At 60.9% G+C, this 18924-nt stretch carries 19 protein-coding genes; 11 read left to right on the forward strand and 8 right to left on the reverse strand.

The features are described 5' to 3' along the window. The first annotated feature begins 1 nt into the window (after position 1). From cyoB to VQ575_RS04705, 5 genes are all read left to right on the forward strand, one after another. Complete coding sequence (gene cyoB / locus VQ575_RS04685; protein ID WP_039591599.1) at positions 2 to 2032, forward strand: cytochrome o ubiquinol oxidase subunit I; 2031 nt, start codon at positions 2 to 4, stop codon at positions 2030 to 2032. Between the two features lie 3 nt (positions 2033 to 2035). Beyond that, positions 2036 to 2662, forward strand: coding sequence for a cytochrome o ubiquinol oxidase subunit III (locus VQ575_RS04690; RefSeq protein WP_325919168.1), 627 nt, complete (start codon positions 2036 to 2038; stop codon positions 2660 to 2662). Continuing rightward, entirely contained in the window at positions 2663 to 2998 is a 336-nt protein-coding gene (cyoD, locus tag VQ575_RS04695; RefSeq protein WP_039591596.1) for a cytochrome o ubiquinol oxidase subunit IV, read from the forward strand. Between the two features lie 11 nt (positions 2999 to 3009). Next, complete coding sequence (cyoE, locus tag VQ575_RS04700) at positions 3010 to 3897, forward strand: heme o synthase (protein ID WP_039591595.1); 888 nt, start codon at positions 3010 to 3012, stop codon at positions 3895 to 3897. 218 nt (positions 3898 to 4115) lie between these two features. After that, positions 4116 to 4430 (forward strand): helix-turn-helix domain-containing protein, encoded by a 315-nt coding sequence (locus tag VQ575_RS04705; protein WP_045156857.1) that lies wholly within the window; start codon positions 4116 to 4118, stop codon positions 4428 to 4430. A 183-nt stretch (positions 4431 to 4613) separates the two neighbouring features. On the opposite strand, the gene VQ575_RS04710 is transcribed toward VQ575_RS04705, so the two are convergent. The 4 genes from VQ575_RS04710 to VQ575_RS04725 all read right to left on the reverse strand — a co-directional run bounded on the left by VQ575_RS04710 (position 4614) and on the right by VQ575_RS04725 (position 8319). Further along, positions 4614 to 5318: a hypothetical protein gene (locus VQ575_RS04710; protein ID WP_325919170.1), complete on the reverse strand. Its 705-nt coding sequence runs from the start codon at positions 5316 to 5318 to the stop codon at positions 4614 to 4616. 120 nt (positions 5319 to 5438) lie between these two features. Next, complete coding sequence (locus VQ575_RS04715) at positions 5439 to 6182, reverse strand: DUF72 domain-containing protein (protein WP_325919171.1); 744 nt, start codon at positions 6180 to 6182, stop codon at positions 5439 to 5441. Between the two features lie 73 nt (positions 6183 to 6255). Further along, positions 6256 to 7269 carry a sensor domain-containing diguanylate cyclase gene (locus VQ575_RS04720; protein ID WP_039591591.1) on the reverse strand — a complete coding sequence of 338 codons (1014 nt, stop codon included), beginning with the start codon at positions 7267 to 7269 and terminating at the stop codon, positions 6256 to 6258. A 135-nt stretch (positions 7270 to 7404) separates the two neighbouring features. Beyond that, positions 7405 to 8319, reverse strand: coding sequence for a LysR family transcriptional regulator (locus VQ575_RS04725; RefSeq protein ID WP_325919173.1), 915 nt, complete (start codon positions 8317 to 8319; stop codon positions 7405 to 7407). Between the two features lie 98 nt (positions 8320 to 8417). Between VQ575_RS04725 and VQ575_RS04730 the strand changes: the two genes are divergently transcribed. Next, complete coding sequence (locus VQ575_RS04730) at positions 8418 to 9593, forward strand: aspartate aminotransferase family protein (RefSeq protein ID WP_325919175.1); 1176 nt, start codon at positions 8418 to 8420, stop codon at positions 9591 to 9593. 152 nt (positions 9594 to 9745) lie between these two features. Then, positions 9746 to 10480, forward strand: a complete 735-nt coding sequence (locus tag VQ575_RS04735; RefSeq protein ID WP_039591588.1) for an OmpA family protein — start codon at positions 9746 to 9748, stop codon at positions 10478 to 10480. 250 nt (positions 10481 to 10730) lie between these two features. Here VQ575_RS04735 and ehuA read toward each other — a convergent pair whose 3' ends face one another. From ehuA to ehuB, 4 genes are all read right to left on the reverse strand, one after another. Beyond that, positions 10731 to 11600, reverse strand: coding sequence for an ectoine/hydroxyectoine ABC transporter ATP-binding protein EhuA (gene ehuA / locus VQ575_RS04740; protein WP_408003292.1), 870 nt, complete (start codon positions 11598 to 11600; stop codon positions 10731 to 10733). After that, on the reverse strand, positions 11600 to 12256 hold the full coding sequence (ehuD, locus tag VQ575_RS04745) for an ectoine/hydroxyectoine ABC transporter permease subunit EhuD (protein WP_039591587.1): 657 nt from the start codon (positions 12254 to 12256) through the stop codon (positions 11600 to 11602). Before ehuD ends, ehuA begins: the two co-directional genes overlap by 1 nt. Continuing rightward, a complete protein-coding gene (gene ehuC, locus VQ575_RS04750) occupies positions 12253 to 12912 on the reverse strand; it encodes an ectoine/hydroxyectoine ABC transporter permease subunit EhuC (protein ID WP_045156852.1) in 660 nt (219 codons plus the stop codon). Before ehuC ends, ehuD begins: the two co-directional genes overlap by 4 nt. Positions 12913 to 12984: 72 nt before the next feature. Continuing rightward, positions 12985 to 13842, reverse strand: coding sequence for an ectoine/hydroxyectoine ABC transporter substrate-binding protein EhuB (gene ehuB, locus VQ575_RS04755; protein ID WP_045156851.1), 858 nt, complete (start codon positions 13840 to 13842; stop codon positions 12985 to 12987). 289 nt (positions 13843 to 14131) lie between these two features. Here ehuB and ehuR point away from each other — a divergent pair, with 289 nt between their 5' ends. The 4 genes from ehuR to doeA all read left to right on the forward strand — a co-directional run bounded on the left by ehuR (position 14132) and on the right by doeA (position 18921). Further along, positions 14132 to 15526 carry a MocR-like ectoine utilization transcription factor EhuR gene (gene ehuR, locus VQ575_RS04760; RefSeq protein ID WP_039591583.1) on the forward strand — a complete coding sequence of 465 codons (1395 nt, stop codon included), beginning with the start codon at positions 14132 to 14134 and terminating at the stop codon, positions 15524 to 15526. A 177-nt stretch (positions 15527 to 15703) separates the two neighbouring features. Then, positions 15704 to 16675: a hydroxyectoine utilization dehydratase EutB gene (eutB, locus tag VQ575_RS04765; RefSeq protein WP_198725738.1), complete on the forward strand. Its 972-nt coding sequence runs from the start codon at positions 15704 to 15706 to the stop codon at positions 16673 to 16675. Between the two features lie 22 nt (positions 16676 to 16697). Then, positions 16698 to 17690, forward strand: a complete 993-nt coding sequence (locus tag VQ575_RS04770) for a cyclodeaminase (RefSeq protein WP_325919177.1) — start codon at positions 16698 to 16700, stop codon at positions 17688 to 17690. Positions 17691 to 17730: 40 nt separating this feature from the next. Next, on the forward strand, positions 17731 to 18921 hold the full coding sequence (doeA, locus tag VQ575_RS04775; protein WP_325919178.1) for an ectoine hydrolase DoeA: 1191 nt from the start codon (positions 17731 to 17733) through the stop codon (positions 18919 to 18921). The last annotated feature ends 3 nt before the right edge of the window (positions 18922 to 18924 follow it).

Genomic DNA, 18924 nt, shown 5'->3' on the forward strand with positions numbered 1-18924 from the left:
GATGTTTGGTAAATTAAGTTGGGAAGCGATCCCGTTCCACGAGCCGATTGTCATGGTGACCCTCGCCATCATCGCGCTTGGTGGCCTGGCGCTGTTCGCGGGTATCACTTACTTCAAGAAGTGGACTTACCTGTGGACTGAATGGTTGACCTCGGTCGACCACAAGAAGATCGGCGTGATGTACATCATCGTCGCCATGGTCATGCTGCTGCGCGGTTTTGCCGACGCGATCATGATGCGTACCCAGCTGGCCATGGCCACCGAGGGTTCGCCTGGCTACCTGCCGCCTGAACACTATGACCAGATCTTCACCGCCCACGGTGTGATCATGATCATCTTCATGGCGATGCCATTCTTCACCGGCCTGATGAACCTTGCAGTGCCGCTGCAGATCGGCGCCCGTGACGTTGCCTATCCGTTCCTGAACTCCCTGAGCTTCTGGCTGCTGGTGTCCGGCGTCGTGCTGATCAACGTTTCCCTGGGTGTCGGCGAATTCGCCAAGACCGGTTGGGTTGCCTATCCGCCATTGTCGGGGCTGCAATACAGTCCGGGCGTGGGGGTGGATTACTACATCTGGGCGCTACAGCTATCGGGGTTGGGGACAACGCTGACGGGGGTCAACTTCCTGGCCACCGTGCTGAAGATGCGTACCCCTGGCATGAAGCTGATGGACATGCCGATCTTCACCTGGACCTGCACCTGGGCCAACGTGCTGATCGTCGCTTCGTTCCCGATCCTCACCGCTACCCTGGCTTTGCTGACGCTTGACCGCTACATGGATTTCCACATTTTCACCAATGAACTGGGTGGAAATCCGATGATGTACGTCAACCTGTTCTGGGCCTGGGGTCACCCTGAGGTGTACATCCTGATCCTGCCGGCGTTCGGTATTTTCTCCGAGGTCATCTCGACCTTCTCCGGCAAGAAACTGTTTGGCCACCACTCGATGATCTACGCTTCGGGCGCGATCTCGGTACTGGGCTTCATGGTCTGGCTGCACCACTTCTTCACCATGGGCTCGGGGGCCAGCGTCAACGCCTTCTTCGGTTTGGCGACGATGCTGATTTCCATTCCGACGGGTGTGAAGCTGTTCAACTGGCTGTTCACCATCTATCAGGGCCGCCTGCGTTTCACCAGCCATGTGCTGTGGACCCTGGGCTTCATGGTGACCTTCGCCATCGGCGGCATGACCGGCGTTCTGCTGGCCATTCCGGGTGCTGACTTCGTACTGCACAACAGCCTGTTCGTGATCGCGCACTTCCATAACGTGATCATCGGCGGCGCCGTGTTCGGCTACATCGCAGGCTTTGCGTTCTACTTCCCGAAAGCGTTCGGCTTCAAGCTGCACGAAGGTTGGGGCAAGGCCGCGTTCTGGTTCTGGATCTCGGGCTTCTTCGTCGCGTTCATGCCGCTCTATGCACTGGGCTTCATGGGCATGACCCGTCGCTTGAACGCCACCACCAACCCTGAGTGGGTGCCGTACCTGTACGTTGCCATGTTCGGCGCGGTGATGATTGCAGTCGGTATCGCCTGCCAGCTGATCCAGTTGTACGTCAGCGTGCGTGACCGCAAGAAGCCGGAAAACATGTGCGAACACGGTGACCCGTGGAATGCCCATACCCTGGAATGGTCGACTTCTTCGCCACCACCGTTCTACAACTTTGCCGTGCTGCCAAAAGCGGACGCCATCGATCCGTTCACCGAAGCCAAGGAAAACGGCACCGCGTACCAGGCCCCGGCCAAGTACTCGCCGATCCACATGCCCAACAACACCGCCACTGGTGTGGTCATGGGCGGGCTGTTGACCGTGTTCGGTTTCGCGATGATCTGGCACATCTGGTGGCTGGCCATCGCCAGCCTGGTCGGCACCGTGGTGTATTTCGCTATCCATGCCGCCCGTGACGATCAGGGCTACATGGTGCCGGTGGATGTCATCGAGCGCATCGAAGCCGAGCAGCACAAGCGTCTGGTCGCGGCCGGGAAAGTCCCTGCCACCGCCACCCGTGTTGAAACCTCGTTGGAACAGGCTTAAACCATGTCGAACTTAGTGACCAATGTTGGACACGCCCATGGTCATGACCATGGGCACGATGACCATCACCACGACTCGGGCGAGATGACCGTATTCGGTTTCTGGCTCTACCTGATGACCGACTGCATTCTGTTTGCGTCGATCTTCGCGGTGTACGCGGTGCTGGTTAACAACGTCGCCGGTGGCCCGTCGGGCCACGACATTTTCGAACTGCCTTATGTACTGGGCGAAACCGCTCTGCTGCTGTTCAGTTCGATCACCTACGGCTTCGCCATGCTGGCGTTGTACAAGGGCAAGAAAACCCAGGTCCTGGGCTGGTTGGCGATGACCTTCCTGCTGGGCGCCGGCTTTATCGCCATGGAGATCAACGAGTTCCATATCCTGATTTCCGAAGGCTACGGCCCTAGCCGCAGCGGTTTCCTGTCCGGGTTCTTCACCCTGGTCGGCACCCACGGCCTGCACGTGACCAGCGGCCTGATCTGGATGGCGATCATGATGTACCAGGTCCAGAAAAACGGCCTGACTGCCACCAACAAGACGCGCCTGAGCTGCCTGAGCCTGTTCTGGCACTTCCTGGACGTGGTGTGGATCTGCGTATTCACCGTTGTTTATCTGATGGGGACCCTGTAAATGGCTAACGCTCATTCCCATGATGGCCACGACGCCGGCCACGGCAGCGTCAAGTCCTACGCCATCGGTTTCATCCTGTCGGTGATCCTGACCGTCATTCCGTTCGGCCTGGTGATGTACCCGTCGCTGCCCAAGAGCCTGACGCTGTGGATCATCCTGATCTTCGCCGTGGTCCAGGTTCTGGTCCACCTGGTGTACTTCCTGCACCTGGACCGCTCGGCCGCCCAGCGTAACAACGTGATTGCGTTTGTCTTCGCTGCGCTGGTGATCGTACTGCTGGTCGGCTTGTCGCTGTGGATCATGTTCAGCATCCACACCAACATGATGGCGCACTGAGGAAAGTCCGGATGTCACTGAAGCACTTTATCCAAATCACCAAGCCGGGGATCATTTTCGGTAACGTGCTTTCTGTGGCGGGCGGGTTCTTCCTGGCCTCGAAAGGGCATGTCGATCTGGCCATCTTCCTGGCGGCGATGATCGGCACTTCCCTGGTGGTGGCGTCCGGTTGCGTGTTCAACAACTGCATCGACCGCGACATCGACATCAAGATGGAACGCACCAAGAACCGGGCGCTGGTCCAAGGCCTGATTCCGGTGCAACTGGCCCTGGCCTTCGCCACGGTGCTGGGCGTGGCCGGCGTGGCGCTGCTGTATTGGGTCGCCAACCCGCTGGCTGCGTTGTTCGCGGTGATCGGTTTTGTCATCTACGTCGGCCTCTACAGCCTGTACCTCAAGCGCAAGTCGGTTCACGGCACGCTGGTGGGCAGTCTGTCGGGGGCGATGCCGCCGGTGATTGGTTATGTCGCGGTCAGCAACAGCTTCGATATGGCTGCGCTGACGCTGTTGGTGATGTTCAGCCTGTGGCAGATGCCGCATTCCTACGCCATCGCGATCTTCCGCTTCAACGACTACCTGGCAGCTTCGATTCCGGTGCTGCCGGTCAAGCGCGGTATCCAGGTGGCGAAGAAGCACATCCTGCTCTACATCCTGGCCTTCCTCGTGGCGACCTTGATGCTGACCTTCAGCGGCTACGCCGGCATGAGCTACCTCGCCGTCGCGGCTGCCATGGGCATGTACTGGCTATACATGGCCTGGACCGGCTACAAGGCGGTGGATGACACGGTTTGGGCACGCAAGCTGTTCGTGTTCTCGATCTTCACCATCACTGCCCTGAGCGTCATGATGTCCCTGGATTTCAAGGTGCCGAGTGAGTTGTTGCTGACTTACGCGCCTTAAGCGCCAAAGGCTGTAAAAAAAGCCCCGCCTTCGAAGAGAAGAGCGGGGCTTTTTGATATGGGCCATGGCTAGCCGCTGTCATTCGTCGCAATAGATTGTGGCTGGTTGATCTATAGGCGATTTGCCTATAGTTTCTGCCATGCGAACCTTATTTTTTGAAACGAAGAGAAGACGCTCAAGCGCGCCATTGAAGCTGAGTTGAAAGCACGAGGTACCTTATGAAAAAGCGCGATCTGTTTGCCGAGATGATGCAAGGCGTCGAGGAGATGGCCGCTCACCGCGAGGGCAAGATTACCCTTCGCCAGATTTCGATTGAAGACAAGCCGGTTCCTGAGGTGTCAGCCCAGGAAATCGTAGCTTTGCGCGACAGGCTTCATATGTCTCAAGCGGTTTTTGCCAAGAGCATCAGGACCAGTCCAGCTACCCTTAGAAACTGGGAGCAGGAAAAGTCCAAGCCCAATGCCCAGGCGGCTTTGTTGATCAAATTGGTTGAGAAGTTTCCGGATATGGTCGAGCGACTTGGTGCTGTTTGAATCGCCGAAGCTATGAAAAAGCCCCGCCTTCGAGAGAAGAACGGGGCTTTTTAATGGGTATTACTTTGGACTTCTGTGGAAGCGGGCTTGCTCGCGAAGCGGTGGGTCAGTTGAGTTGATGTTGACTGACACGGTGCATTCGCGAGCAAACCCGCTCCCACGAGGGGAAAACTCAACCTGGGTTTATTGCTGGGCGATGCTGTAGCCGTCGAATGCTTTCTGCTGTTGCAGCGCGGTGACGATGCTCTTGCGGGTGACCGGTTGTTCGGTGCCGTCGTTGTCCAGGAAGGTTTCGCTTTCCAGTTCGGCTTCGTCGCCTTCGCCGACGAAGTTGAAACCCAGGAACTCGAAGGCTTCGCGGTCGACGTTCGGCTTGGAGCGTGGCGTGCGCAGGGGCAGGGTGACGCTGATGCCGTCCTTGCTGATGATGAACACCTCGGCTTCCTTCTTGGGCCGCGAGGCCTTGCCCTTGCTGCCGCTCGGGTTGCTGATGGCCTGGTGGGTCTGGTTCAGCACTTTCAGGGCCAGGCCATAGACCAGCTCCTGGAAGTCTGCATCATCCTTGTAGCTGGAAAGTATGCGGCTGATGGGGAAGCGGCTGCTCAGGTCTTCCAGCGCCGCGAAATCGGCCGCCTCGGCGTCCTTGAGTTGCTTGAGCTGGCCCATCAGTTCGTAGGCTTTGTCATCATCGAACGCATCGTGGGCCTGGCGAATGGCGTTGCGCAGTTCGCGGATCTGGTCGCTTTCGCGGTTCGACTGGAACGCATCGAGGACCATCTCGCTGATGGTTTTGGCCTGGGGCAGATGCTGTGAAAGATTGATGGAGTTTTCGTATTCCGCTTTGGACGACAGGGAAACCGGGGATTCAGCGGTATTGGAATCGGACATTGAAATTTCACTACTTCTGTTAGCTGGATGAGGCGAGAAAGGCATTGAGCTTTTTCCGGTCGCCTAATCTATTGGACGCGGGCAGCATTGTCACGGTCGGCGCGGTGGCCGGTACGTATTTCAGTCGCGCATCAGTTCCATCAGCCGCAACGCATCCGGCGTCGCCGCGCCGCTGGCGGTGTTGTCGAAGATGCACCAGGTCGGCGTGGCCGCAGCGCTTTTCAATTGCTCCGCGAGCTGTTTCAGCCAGGCGTCCTCGTAAGGGGAATAGTAGATTCGCGGCGAGCCATGCAGACGGTAATAACGAATGCCACGCCAGCCGGCCGGTCGATCACCTCCCGATAAGGGGGACGGATCTGCGGCCACACGAGCGATCCGCTCGTCCTCCAATATCGCCATGGCCTGCGGTGCGAGCCAGCTCGGGTGTCGGGGTTCGAGAACCGCGTGGCCCTGATATCGATCCCGCAAAACCTTGAAGAAGTGCTCGGCCTGGGTACTGTCGAAGGCCAGCGACGGCGGCAACTGAATCAACAGGCAACCGAGTTTTTTCCCTAGCTGTGAACATTGCCCGAGGAACTCATCCACAAGTCCCTCGCAATCGTGCAAACGTCGCTCGTGGGTGATCTGCTTTGGCACCTTGACCGAAAAACGAAAGTCCGGCGTTACACTGTCCGCCCACTTTGCATAGGTGGCCGGGCGGTGCGGGCGATAGAAAGAACTGTTGATCTCCACTGCCGGGAACCGTGCGCTGTAGCGCTGCAAATGGGTTCCTTCATCAGGAAATGCCGGCCAATATGCCCTGGGCAACGACCAGCCGGCGCAGCCCAGGAAAAGGTTCGAGGAGCGGGGGAGTCGAGTCGCCAATGTCAGAGAACCTGTTGCGGGGGACAAAGCTGTGACCGCAACAAACGGCTCATGGATTCATTCAATTGCTGCTTCAGTTACAGATGACGTTCTTGCCGGCCATCTTGGAGCGATACAGCGCCTGGTCCGCCCGATCCATCAGTACTTCCTGCGTTTCGTCTTCGAGTCGTTGCACCACGCCAAAGCTCATGGTGATCTGGAAGTCGCCCACCGGGAGCAGGTCGGACAGGCCTCGGCGAACGGTTTCAGCCATCAGGACTGCATCGGCCAACGACGTGTTTGGCAGAATCATGATGAATTCATCGCCGCCCCAGCGCACCAACAGGTCACCGTCGCGCTCACAGCGTTTGACCGCCTGCACCACCTGCACCAGCGCTGCGTCACCAAAGGCGTGGCCGTAGCGATCGTTGATGTCCTTGAAATCATCGATGTCCATGGCGATCAGCGACAACGGTTCGCGAAAGCGCTGGGCGCGCTCACAGGCCAGTGGCAGTGCTTGCTCCAGGCGATATCTGTTGGCGACCAGGGTCAGCGCATCGGTTTCGGCCAGCCTGCGGTTTTCGTCGAGTTGGATTTGCAGTTGATGATTGACCCGCGACAGTTCGCGGGTGCGCTCTTCGATGATCGCTTCCAGGGATTTGTTACGTCGTTCGAGTTGCTCGAACAGCCGCTTCTTGTCGTCGATGCTGCGGTGCGCGCCGATCATTCGGGCCACGCTGCCGTCGGGGTTGCGGGCGATCACGTAGCCGCGGTCTTCGATCCAGATATAGGAACCGTCATGGGCCCGGCAGCGGTATTCGGCTTGATATTTCGACGACCGCTGTTCCAGGTAATCGTCGAACAGGGCCATTACCTGGGGGTAATCCTCCGGATGGATCACACTCTCCCACGTCAGCACGGTGTTGCTCAGGGAATGGGGCGTGTAGCCGAGCATCGTGTACCAACCGGGGTTGCGATAGACGAACCCGGTATTGGCGTTCCAGTCCCAAATGCCGTCGCTGACCAGCTCCATGATGGTGTGCAGCACGCTTTCGTCCAGATCGGACAAGTCGAACCGCAGCAAATCGATCTTCGAGGCGTCGTCCATCGTTGTTCCTCAATCAGCCCTGATATCAAAATGCTCTCCAGGCGTGAAGAGTAGCCGATGGGGCGCGGCGTCACTAGCAGCAGACGCAGGCGGGGTTGCCTTTGTGGCGAGGGGATCTATCCCCTCGCCACAACATCACTCGCCTGGGGAGTGGGGTTTGCCCCATTTCTCCAAAGCAAACTCGACGAAACTGCGCAGTTTCGGCAAACGGTAGCGATCCTGGGCGTACATCAAGCTCATCGGCCGATGGGGCAATTGATAGTCCTGCAGCAGCGCCACCAGATGGCCTTCTTGCAGATCTTTTTCCACCAGCGCGTCGGGCAGCAACACCACGCCCATGCCGGCCAGCGCCGCACGGTGCAGCCCCGAGGAGCTGTTGATCAGCATCGGCCCGGTCACCGGGACTTTGATTTCCCCTTCGGCGCCGATGGGCCAGTGCTCCTGGGCGAAGCGCCATTCGTCGCCGGCGGAGTAGGCAAACGACAGGCAATCGTGGTGTTGCAGATCGTCTGGCTTGAGCGGCGTGCCTCGCCGTGCCAGGTAAGCCTTTGACGCACAGATGGTCAAGGTGTAGTCCACCAAGGGGCGGACAATCAACTTTGGATCGGGGAGCCCCAGGCGGATGGCGACGTCGAAGCCGTGGTCGAGCAGGTCGAGGCGTTGGTTGGTCAATACGACGTCAAGCTTGACCTGTGGATAACGTTGGCTGAATTGCGCCAGCGCCGGTGCCAGGCGCTCCGTGCCGAAGGTCAGTGGCGCGGTGATGCGCAGGGTGCCGGTGGGATCGCCTTGGGTCTGTTCCGCCAGGCGTTCGGAGTCCGCGACCAGCCCGAGCACTTCCAGGCACCGCTGGTAATAGGCTGAGCCGAATTCCGTCAGGCGCTGGCGACGTGTCGTACGGTTGATCAGGCGCACACCGAGACGTTGCTCCAGCGCACGAAGATGATTGCCTACCATGGTGGTGGACATTTCGCAGGCCTGGGCTGCCGCTGTCAGGCTGCCGGTCTCCACGACTTTCACGTAAACGGTCATTGCCTGGAACAGGTCCATTATCAAGCTCTGTTTATAAATGATTGAAGTAAATCGGCGTTTATCCATCAGTAGTGGCTAACCATACTGGAAAAAACCACCCGATGGAGCTAGATGTCATGACCGCCACCTGCTTGATGACCACCTACCAACCCCTGGCGCTGAGTTTCACCCATGGGCTGGGCACGCGCCTGTGGGACCAGGATGGGCGCGAGTACCTCGACGCGGTGGCGGGTGTGGCGGTGACCAACGTCGGGCATTCCCATCCCCGGTTGGTGGCGGCCATCAGTGAACAGGCTGGCCTGCTGCTGCACACATCGAACCTGTACAGCATCGACTGGCAGCAAAAACTGGCCCGCAAGCTCACGCAGCTTTCAGGAATGGAGCGGGTGTTTTTCAACAACTCCGGAGCCGAGGCGAACGAAACCGCGTTGAAACTGGCCCGTCTGCATGGATGGCACAAAGGCATCGAGCGGCCGCTGGTCGTGGTCATGGACAACGCCTTCCATGGGCGCACCTTGGGCACGATGTCTGCCAGCGACGGCCCATCGGTACGGCTTGGCTTTAACCAGTTGCCGGGGGATTTCGTCAAGGTGCCGTTTGGTGACCTTGCGGCGCTGGACAAAATCCAGCAAGCCCATGGCGAGCGTATCGTCGCGATCCTGGTGGAGCCGATCCAAGGGGAAAGTGGCGTGCAGCTCGCACCGCCGGGTTACCTGCGGGCCCTGCGGGATCTGTGCAGCCGGCGCGCCTGGCTGTTGATGCTCGATGAGATCCAGACCGGCATCGGTCGCACCGGCCAGTGGTTCGCGTTCCAGCACGAGGACATCGTGCCGGACGTCATGACCCTCGCCAAAGGCTTGGGCAACGGTGTTCCCATTGGTGCCTGCCTGGCGCGGGGCAGGGCCGCCGAGCTGTTCACGCCCGGCAGTCATGGCAGCACGTTTGGCGGCAATCCCTTGGCCTGCCGCGTGGGTTGCACGGTATTGGACATCATCGAGGAGCAAGGCCTGCCGGAAAACGCCGAGCGTCAGGGGGCGCAGTTGCTCAGCCGGCTGCGTGCCGAACTGGCCGACAATCCCAACGTCCTGGAGATTCGTGGACAAGGGTTGATGATTGGCGTCGAGCTCAAGCAGCCGGTGCGCGACCTGACGCTCCTAGCCGCCCGTGACCATGGGCTGCTGATCAACGTGACCCGGGGCAAGACCATCCGCTTGTTGCCGCCGCTGACCATTGACGGGCGGGAAGCGGAGATGATCGCCAGGGGCGTGAGCCGCAGTTTAGCGCAGGCGTGAAACGTCTTCGATCGGGCGGCGACCGATGTTTTTCAGTCGGGGCGAAGCGCAGCGCAACACGACGGAATTTTTAACGATTGCCGCGTTCCAACGCCAGCCAGAGTCGATTGCCTACACTTTGGCAACCAGACTGAAAATCCCAGGAGCACTCCATGTTCACCTCGCGTCGCTTGATCGTTGTCGCTACTGCTGTGGCCTTGTTGTCCGGCTGTGCGTCGCCCAACCCCTATGACAACCAGGGCCAGGCCTCTACCGAATCGTCGGGCATGAGCAAAACCGCCAAGTACGGTGGCCTCGGAGCATTGGCGGGGGCGTTGGCCGGTGCGGCCATCGGTCACGATAACCGTGGCAAGGGCGCGCTGATCGGCGCAGCGGTGGTGGGGGCTTCCGCTGCCGGCTACGGCTACTACGCCGACCAACAGGAAAAGAAACTGCGCGCCAGCATGGCCAATACCGGCGTTGAAGTGCAGCGCCAGGGTGACCAGATCAAGCTGATCATGCCGGGCAACATCACCTTCGCCACCGACTCGGCGAACATCGCGTCCAGCTTCTACCAGCCGCTGAACAACCTGGCCAACTCCCTCAAGGAGTTCAACCAGAACCAGATCGAAATCGTCGGCTACACCGACAGCACCGGCAGCCGCCAGCACAACATGGACCTGTCCCAGCGCCGTGCCCAAAGCGTGGCGAACTACCTGACGGCCCAAGGCGTGAGCGGTGCCAACCTGTCGGCCCGTGGCGCCGGCCCGGACAACCCGGTGGCAAGCAACGCCGACGTCAATGGTCGCGCGCAAAACCGTCGGGTCGAGGTTAATCTCAAGGCTATTCCGGGTCAGCAATACCAGGCACCGCAGCAGCAGGGGCAGACTTACCAGCAGTATCCATAACGGCTGGGCGGCAAACGATAACGGGGGGCCATGCTTGCATGGCCCCCCGTTTTTTTTGCCAGTTTCATCCAGCTTGGCGCTGAACTTTTGTGGCGAGGGGATTTATCCCCGCTGGGCTGCGCAGCAGCCCCAAAACAGCCAATTCAGTCAGCCTGACACACCGAGTAACTTGATTTGAGGGCCGCTTCGCGCCCCAGCGGGGATAAATCCCCTCGCCACAATAGTGTTCACTTGAGTGATGGGGAGGGCATCAATTCGCTTCTTTCACCGCACTCAAGAACGCACACGTGCGCTCCTGCTGCGGGTTCTCGAAGATCTGCGCCGGCGTGCCCTGCTCATGAATCTGCCCCTTGTAGAAGAAGCACACCCGATCAGCGAATTCTCGCGCAAACCCCATCTGGTGGGTCACCATCAGCATCGTCAGGTTGTGCTCGGCACCCAGCTTGCGGATCACATTCAAGACCTCGCCGCACAGCTCCGGATCGAGCGCGGACGTCACTTCGTCAAACAGCATCACTTTGGGCCGCATCGCCAGCGCCCGGGCAATCGCCACCCGTTGTTGCTGGCCGCCGGACAACTGCGACGGGTAATGGTCGAGCTTGTTGCCCAGCCCCACCAGTTCCAGCAGGTCGGCAGCGCGTTCCCGGGCCTCTTTCGGGTTCATGCCCAGCACCTGCACCGGCGCTTCGATGACGTTTTGCAGCGCGGTCATGTGGGGGAACAGGTTGAAGCTCTGGAACACCATGCCGATCTTGCCGCGCACCCGGCGAATGTGTCGGTCGTTGGCCGGCACCAGCACGCCGTTGCGATTGGGCATGTGGGTCAGTGAGTCATCCTCGACGCGGATCTGGCCCTGGTCGATGCCTTCCAGGGTCATCAGCACCCGCAGTAGGGTGGACTTGCCCGAGCCGCTCGGGCCGATGATCGCGACTTTTTCACCGGGTGCGACATCCAGGTTCAGATGGTCGAGTACCGTGAAGCTGCCGTAGCTTTTGGTCACGTCCTGGAAACTCACAATCGGCCGGGACGGTGTCGGAATCTGCATGGCCGGGGCCTCCTGCTGTGACGCCAGCGTGCTGCGCCGGGACAAATCGGTGGGCGTGGAGAGGGGTAAAGTCATTAGCGTAGCTCCATGCGCGTTTCAAGGCGCCGTACCAGATAAGCCAAGGCGAGGCTCAGGGCGAGGAAGAACAGGCCGACCAGGGTGATCGGTTCCAGGTAGCGGAAGTGCTCGGAACCGATGTTCTTGGCCTGCTGCATGATTTCCACCACGGTGATCGCCGACAGCACCGGCGTGTCCTTGAGCATCGCCACCAGATAATTGCCCAGCGGCGGCACGATGGGGCGCAATGCCTGGGGCAGGATGATGTTGCGGTAGGCGTCGTACGGCGCGATGTTCAATGCCGTCACCGCTTCCCATTGCGCCCGCGGCACCGCGTCGAGACCGCTGCGATAGACCTCGGCGATGTAGCAGGCGTAGTGCAGGCCGATGCCGAGGATGCCGACCTGCATGGCCGTCAGGCTAAGACCGTAGTTGGGCAGCACGTAGTAGAGGAAATACACCTGGATCAGCAGCGGCGTGCTGCGGATGAACTCGATCACCGCCGTGGCCGGCCACGACAGCCAGAACCTGCGGCTGCGTCGGCCAATCGCCAGGAACAGCCCCAGCACGATCGCGATCAAAAAACCGATCAACGTGATGCCCACGGTGTTGAGGGAGGCGCGCAGCAAGTCCGGCAGGATTTGCGCGGCGTAGGACCAGTCGAACAACGTCATGACAGACCTCCACGCATCCGGCCCCGGCTCAGCCGCCGCTCGATGTTGCGCATGCCGAAGTTGATGGCCTGGGCGAGGATGAAATACATCACCAGCGCCAGGCTGAAAATTTCCAGGGTCTGGAATGTCGCCTGATCCAACTGGCGCGCCCGGAAGCTCAGGTCCGACAAGGTGATCAGCGACACCAGCGAGGTGTTCTTCAACAACTCGATCAGCAAATTAGTGCCCGGTGGAATCGCTGCCAGCAACGCCTGGGGCAGGATGATGCGCTTGAAGCGCGTGAAGCCGCTGAAATTCAACGCCGTGCAGGCTTCGTATTGGCCCTTGGCGACCGAACTGATGGCGCCGCGCATCACCTCGGCCCCATAGGCGCCAATGTGCAGGCCCAGGCCGACGATCGCCACGGCGTAAGGGCTCAACTCGATGTTGAAGGGCGGCAGCGGCAGTACGAAGAACAGCCAGAACAACTGCACCAGCAGCGACGTACCTCGGAACACTTCGATGTAAGTGATGGAAAACCAGCGCAACGCGCGCCACGGCGACAGCCGCCCGAGGGCTGCGAGTACCGCTGCGACAATCGCCAGCAGCGAGCCGAAGAAGGTCACCTGGAGCGTGACCCAGGCCCCTTGAATCAATAACGGAAGTAATTCGCCCATGGTTCAACCCGATATCCGATGAAGCAGGGAACAGGCATCACGCCAGCGCGTCATGCCCGTTTCGGCGTGCCGTCAGGGCTGAGCGCAGAGCTCGGCCGCGGTCTTGCTGGTGACGTTGGATTTGTCGAAACCGAATGGCGCGACGGCCTTGAGGTGTTCTTCCGAACCCAGCCACTTTTTCAGCTCGGCGTTGACCGCGTCCCGCAGGTCCTTGTCTTCGGGGCGGAAGGCCAGGGCGCCGTAGCCGATGTGGGACGGGTCGTCCTTGAATTCCGTCATTGCCTCGACCTTGTCGCCGCCCTTGCTGGCCAGGCCTTTCATGGTCAGTTGCGTGCCGACGGCGGCGTCGGCGCGACCGGCGCGCACGGCTTGCAGCTGTGCGGTGGTGTCGGGAACCTGGAGAATCTGTTCGTCCTTGACCCCGGAATCGCGGGCATACGCCAGGTTCACCGTACCGGCCATGATGGCCAACTTGACGTCCGGTTGCTTGGCGATGTCTTCATAACTATGGAGCTTTTTCGGGTTGCCCTTGGCCACGAGCAACGCGTCGGGCAACTGGTACTGCGGATCGGTGAACAATACTTGCTTGCAGCGCGCCGGGGTGATGTACATGCCGGCGGCAATCACGTCGAAGCGCCCGGCGCGCAGGCCAGGGATCAGCGAGCCCCATTCGGTGAGCACGCCGTTGACCTGCTTGATGCCCATCTTGGCGAAGATGATCTTGGCGATCTCCGGCGATTCGCCGGTGACGGTGCCGTCGGTTTCGGTAAAGGCGAACGGGGTTTCGTTGGCGTAGCCGATCCGGATGCTGCTGTTGCTTTTGACGGTGTCCAGGGTGGCCGCTTGAACGCTGCCGGCCAGGCCCAGTACGGCACAGGTCAACAAGAGCCTACGCAAGGGCGCGCAGTTGCCGGGAAGAAAATTGCTCATCGATAAAATCTCCTGTTTCTTGTGGATCCGTCAGCGGACGGTTCTGTGTTAGGAGGCAGTGTGACAAGAGCAAAACGTACGGCGGCGGATCCGGGCGGGGCCTGGAAACGGTAACAGCGCCGGTACAGGTCGATCCGGCTTTTTGTCGGGGTAATGAACCCGCCTGGAGGACGACCGTGGACCGAGCATACAAAAGCCCCGGCGCGGATTGTATTGCACTAGGACAATTGCTTTGCCGCCATGGCCGCGCAATGCTGTGCGCACCCGTTCTCATGCCGGTTGCAGCGTTATGGATAAGTGGAAATCAGCCCTGGATGTTGCCCGCAGCGGTGAATCCAAATACAAGATTCTGGTGCAGGCCATTGCCGACGATATCGAACAGGGCAGCCTGGCCAACGACCAGCGCCTGCCGCCGCAACGGCAAGTGGCCGACGCCATGGGCATCAGCGTGCAGACCGTCACCAACGCCTACAAGGAGCTAGAGCGCCAAGGGCTGGTCCGTTGCGAAGTCGGGCGTGGCAGTTTCGTCTCGCGGCGCATGAGCGACCGGGTGGCGACTTACATACTCGACAGCCCCGAGCGGGCGCTGGTGGATTTCTCCATCACGCGCATTCTCCACACCCGCGAGCATGATCAGTTCTGGCGTGACACCTGTGCCGAACTGAGTACCGAAGAGGATCAGCCATGGATCCATGCGTTTCGTCCGATAGCCGGTTTTGAATCCCATCGCGAAGCTGCGGCGCAGTGGATTGGGCGGCAGGGGCTGAAGGTCGATCGCAACGATGTATTGATCACCAATGGCGCAGCTCATGGCATCTTCCTCGCCCTGGCGTCCCTCGCCGGTCCCGACGATGTGGTGCTCTGCGAAGGGCTGACCGACCACGGCGTGATCGGCAATTCCCAGGTACTGGGCTTTACCCTCAAGGGCCTGGACACTGACCGCCATGGCATCGACCCCGAGCATTTCGAGGACATGTGCAGCAACGAGCGCATCACCGCGTTGGTGTGCACGCCGAACCTGAACAACCCCACCACCAGCCTGATGCCTGACGCCCGGCGTCGGGAAATTGCCGAGATCGCTCGCCGCTTCGGTGTGCACATCATCGAAGACGATGTGTACGGTCCGCTGCTGGACGAACGCCGTGCGCCGCCCATCAGCCATTACCTGCCGGAGCTGTCGTTCTATTGCACGAGCATGACCAAGTCGGTGCTCACGGGGTTGCGCATCGGTTATCTGGTGGTGCCCAAGCGTCTCGCGCTGCGCACCGAAAGCATCCTGCGGGTCAACAGCTGGATGGCCACGCCGATGGTGTCGGAGATCGCCGCCCGCTGGATCCGCGATGGCCGCGCCGAATCGTTGCTGCACCTACAGCGGCGCCTGTTGGCCGGGCGCCAGGCGATGGTTACCGAATACATGGGCGAGCACGTATTGGCCCAGCATCCTCACGCCTTGAATGCCTGGATCGGCATCCCGCCCCACTGGGAAGTCGACAGCCTGGTGCGGGCGCTAAGGCATAAGCACATCGCCGTCACGTCGCCCGACCCGTTCACTGTGCGCGGCACCCCCCGGCCACGCGCGGTGCGGGTCTGCGTCGGGGCTGAATGCAGCGACGAGGAAATGCGCCATGCACTGATCGGCATGCGGGAGATCTTCAACCAGTACCCGCAGATTCATGATTTCTGATGACAGTGCTCTGTAAAAGCAGGTGCTTACTCGCGAACTGCGCGCGCCTTTGTGGCGAGGGGATCTTCGGGCCTTTCGTTCAAGCGAAATGAACGCAAACTAAATTGCCCTAGTACATTCATCACCACAATCCAGCCCTCTTAGACTGCGCCCAACATCTCCGCTCGGGACGCCGTCATGACAGGGTTGCAGCTTCAGGACATCTACATCGCTCGCCAGCGCATCGAGTCGCAGGTGCGGCGCACGCCCATGGAGCATTCCCCCAGCCTGTCGCGACTGATGGGCGTGCCGGTGTACCTCAAGCTCGAATCCCTGCAATTGACCGGCAGCTTCAAGCTGCGCGGGGCGAGCAATGCCGTGGCGCAGCTCAGTGTCGAGCAAAAGGCCCAAGGCGTGGTCACGGCTTCGACCGGCAACCATGGCAGGGCACTGGCCCATGCGGCCTCGCAGCAGGGCGTCCGGGCGATTGTCTGCCTGTCGAACCTGGTGCCAGCCAACAAGGTGCAGGCGATTCGCGATTTGGGCGCCGAGGTGTGCATCGTCGGCCAATCCCAGGACGATGCCCAGCGCGAAGCCGAGCGCATCGCCCGGGAGCAGGGGGCGACCTTCCTGCCGCCGTTCGATCACCCGGCAATCATCGCCGGCCAAGGCACCCTCGGCCTGGAGATCCTCGAACAGCAACCGGACGTGGCCCAGGTCCTGGTGCCATTGTCCGGCGGCGGCCTGTTCGCCGGCGTCGCCTTCGCGCTGAAAAGCGCCAATCCCACGATCCAGGTCCACGGCATCAGCATGGCCCGCGGTGCCGCGATGCACGCCAGTCTTGCCGCCGGACAACCGGTGGACATCGAAGAGCTGCCCACCTTGGCCGATTCCCTCGGCGGCGGCATCGGCCTGGACAACCGCTACACCTTCGCCATGACCCGCCGACTGATCGATGACCTGCACCTGCTCTCGGAAGCCTCGATTGCCAATGCCATCCGCCACGCCTATCACCACGAGCGCCTGGTGCTCGAAGGCGCTGCCGTGGTGGGCATCGCGGCGCTGCTCGACGGCTTGATTGAACCGCGCGGCTCCATTGTGGTGGTGGTCAGCGGGCGCAACGTCGACACCGAACAACATGCCCGCGTGATCGCCGGCGCCAACGCTTGATCACCCATTAACGGAGCCTGCCATGAGTGAAGTCACCCTATTGAGCGAAGTCGACCTGCGCAGCTGCGTGGCCCTCGATCTGGCGAGTATCGATGCCGTCGAACAGGCCTTCGTGCTGCTGGCCACCGCCGCCGTGGCGATGCCGCCGATCCTGCGGTTGGACATTCCCGAGCACAACGGTGAAGTGGATGTGAAGACCGCTTACCTGCCGGGCCTGGAACGCTTCGCCATCAAGGTCAGCCCGGGTTTTTTCGATAATCCCAAGCTTGGCCTGCCCAGCCTCAACGGCATGATGATGCTGCTCTCGGCACGCACCGGTTTGCTGGAGGCGCTGCTGCTGGACAACGGCTACCTCACCGCCGTGCGCACCGCTGCAGCGGGTGCGGTGGCGGCCCGTTGCCTGTCTCGCGAGGACAGCCGCAGCGTCGCGCTGATCGGTGCCGGCGAGCAGGCGGCGTTGCAGCTTCAGGCGCTGCGCCTGGTGCGGCCCATCGACGAGGTGCGGGTCTGGGCGCGTGATGGACAAAAAGCCAAGGCATTCAGTCAGGCGTTGGCACGTGAAACCGGCCTGGTCGTCACACCAGGCGCGTCCATTGACGCTGCCCTGGAAGGCGTGGACATCGCCATCACCTGCACACCCAGTCGCGAACCTTTGATCGAAGCCCGTCATTTGCACCCCGGCCTGCACATCACCGCGATGGGCTCGGACGCGGAACACAAGAACGAGATTTCCCCGCAAGCCCTGGCCGCCGTCGACTGCTATGTCGCTGATCGCCTGAGCCAGACCCGTGTGCTCGGCGAGCTGCACCATGCCCTTGCGGCAGGCACCGTTCGCGATGACCTGGCGTTGATGGAATTGGGACGGGTGTTGGCGGGGCAGCGGCTCGGGCGCACCGATGCGGCGCAAGTAACGCTGTGCGACCTCACCGGTACCGGCGCCCAGGACACCGCTATCGCCAACCTCGCTTTCGAGCGGGCAAAAGCGGCGGGCAAGGGCTTTGCGTTCGGTCGCTAACCATTTTTCATTCGTGCTTCATTGATCAGAGGGCAGGTGGATGTCAGAGATAGTCGTCAATCTTCCGTTCCAGCGGGAGGAATACGCCCAGCGCCTGGCGAAGGTTCGCGCGGCCATGCAGGCCCAAGGGCTGGAGCTGCTGCTGGTCACCGATCCATCGAACATGGCCTGGCTCACCGGCTATGACGGCTGGTCGTTCTATGTGCACCAGTGCGTGCTGCTGGCGCTGGAGGGCGAGCCCGTGTGGTTCGGTCGCGGCCAGGATGCCAACGGTGCCAGGCGCACGGTGTTCATGCACGCCGACAACATCGTCGGTTACCCGGACATCTACGTGCAGTCCCGCGAGCGCCATCCCATGGACTATTTGTCCCGCGAAGTGATCATCGCCCGTGGCTGGGGCGCGCTGAGCATCGGCGTCGAAATGGACAACTATTACTTCAGCGCCGCTGCGTACCTGTCGCTGCAAAAGCATTTGCCCGAGGCAAAACTGGCGGATGCGGTAGGCCTGGTGAATTGGCAGCGTGCGGTCAAGTCGCCCCAGGAGATCGCCTACATGCGCATCGCTGCGCGCATCGTCGAGAACATGCACGGTCGGATACTCGAACGGATCGAGCCGGGCATGCGCAAGAATGAACTGGTGGCCGAGATCTACAGCAGCGGCATCCTCGGTGCCGACGGCCATGGCGGAGACTATCCGGCCATCGTGCCGCTGTTGCCCACTGGGGCTGATGCCAGCGCGCCGCACCTGACCTGGGATGATTCGCCGTTCGAACGGGGCGCCGGGACCTTCTTCGAAATCGCCGGTTGCTACAAGCGTTACCACTGCCCGCTGTCGCGCACCATTTACCTGGGCAAGCCGCCGCAGCATTTCCTCGAGGGTGAAAAAGCCGTGGTCGAAGGCATCGCCGCGGGCCTGGACGCGGCCAAGCCGGGCAACACCACCGGTGACATTGCCGTGGCGTTCTTCAAGGTGTTGGAGAAGTTCGGCATCCACAAGGACAGCCGTTGCGGCTACCCCATCGGCATCAGTTATCCACCGGATTGGGGCGAGCGCACCATGAGCCTGCGTCCCGGCGACAACAGCGTGTTGCAACCGGGCATGACCTTCCACTTCATGCCGGGGCTGTGGATGGACGATTGGGGCCTGGAAATTACCGAGAGCATCCTGATCACCGAGACCGGCGTCGAGACGCTGTGCAACGTGCCTCGTCAATTGTTCGTGAAGGATTGAGCC

It is taken from the genome of Pseudomonas frederiksbergensis (genome assembly GCF_035751725.1).
Classification (GTDB): Bacteria; Pseudomonadota; Gammaproteobacteria; order Pseudomonadales; family Pseudomonadaceae; genus Aquipseudomonas; species Aquipseudomonas frederiksbergensis_A.

What these genes read in the sequence shown, in the direction of transcription:
- eutB (WP_198725738.1), top strand. Translation starts at nt 15,704, where the DNA reads ATGACAGGGTTGCAGCTTCAGGACATCTACATCGCTCGCCAGCGCATC.
- ehuC (WP_045156852.1), bottom strand. Translation starts at nt 12,912, where the DNA reads ATGGGCGAATTACTTCCGTTATTGATTCAAGGGGCCTGGGTCACGCTC.
- VQ575_RS04735 (WP_039591588.1), top strand. Translation starts at nt 9,746, where the DNA reads ATGTTCACCTCGCGTCGCTTGATCGTTGTCGCTACTGCTGTGGCCTTG.
- ehuA (WP_408003292.1), bottom strand. Translation starts at nt 11,600, where the DNA reads ATGACTTTACCCCTCTCCACGCCCACCGATTTGTCCCGGCGCAGCACG.
- cyoB (WP_039591599.1), top strand. Translation starts at nt 2, where the DNA reads ATGTTTGGTAAATTAAGTTGGGAAGCGATCCCGTTCCACGAGCCGATT.
- cyoD (WP_039591596.1), top strand. Translation starts at nt 2,663, where the DNA reads ATGGCTAACGCTCATTCCCATGATGGCCACGACGCCGGCCACGGCAGC.
- ehuB (WP_045156851.1), bottom strand. Translation starts at nt 13,842, where the DNA reads ATGAGCAATTTTCTTCCCGGCAACTGCGCGCCCTTGCGTAGGCTCTTG.
- VQ575_RS04705 (WP_045156857.1), top strand. Translation starts at nt 4,116, where the DNA reads ATGAAAAAGCGCGATCTGTTTGCCGAGATGATGCAAGGCGTCGAGGAG.
- VQ575_RS04720 (WP_039591591.1), bottom strand. Translation starts at nt 7,269, where the DNA reads ATGGACGACGCCTCGAAGATCGATTTGCTGCGGTTCGACTTGTCCGAT.
- VQ575_RS04725 (WP_325919173.1), bottom strand. Translation starts at nt 8,319, where the DNA reads ATGGACCTGTTCCAGGCAATGACCGTTTACGTGAAAGTCGTGGAGACC.
- VQ575_RS04770 (WP_325919177.1), top strand. Translation starts at nt 16,698, where the DNA reads ATGAGTGAAGTCACCCTATTGAGCGAAGTCGACCTGCGCAGCTGCGTG.
- VQ575_RS04690 (WP_325919168.1), top strand. Translation starts at nt 2,036, where the DNA reads ATGTCGAACTTAGTGACCAATGTTGGACACGCCCATGGTCATGACCAT.
- ehuR (WP_039591583.1), top strand. Translation starts at nt 14,132, where the DNA reads ATGGATAAGTGGAAATCAGCCCTGGATGTTGCCCGCAGCGGTGAATCC.
- ehuD (WP_039591587.1), bottom strand. Translation starts at nt 12,256, where the DNA reads ATGACGTTGTTCGACTGGTCCTACGCCGCGCAAATCCTGCCGGACTTG.
- doeA (WP_325919178.1), top strand. Translation starts at nt 17,731, where the DNA reads ATGTCAGAGATAGTCGTCAATCTTCCGTTCCAGCGGGAGGAATACGCC.
- VQ575_RS04710 (WP_325919170.1), bottom strand. Translation starts at nt 5,318, where the DNA reads ATGTCCGATTCCAATACCGCTGAATCCCCGGTTTCCCTGTCGTCCAAA.
- cyoE (WP_039591595.1), top strand. Translation starts at nt 3,010, where the DNA reads ATGTCACTGAAGCACTTTATCCAAATCACCAAGCCGGGGATCATTTTC.
- VQ575_RS04730 (WP_325919175.1), top strand. Translation starts at nt 8,418, where the DNA reads ATGACCGCCACCTGCTTGATGACCACCTACCAACCCCTGGCGCTGAGT.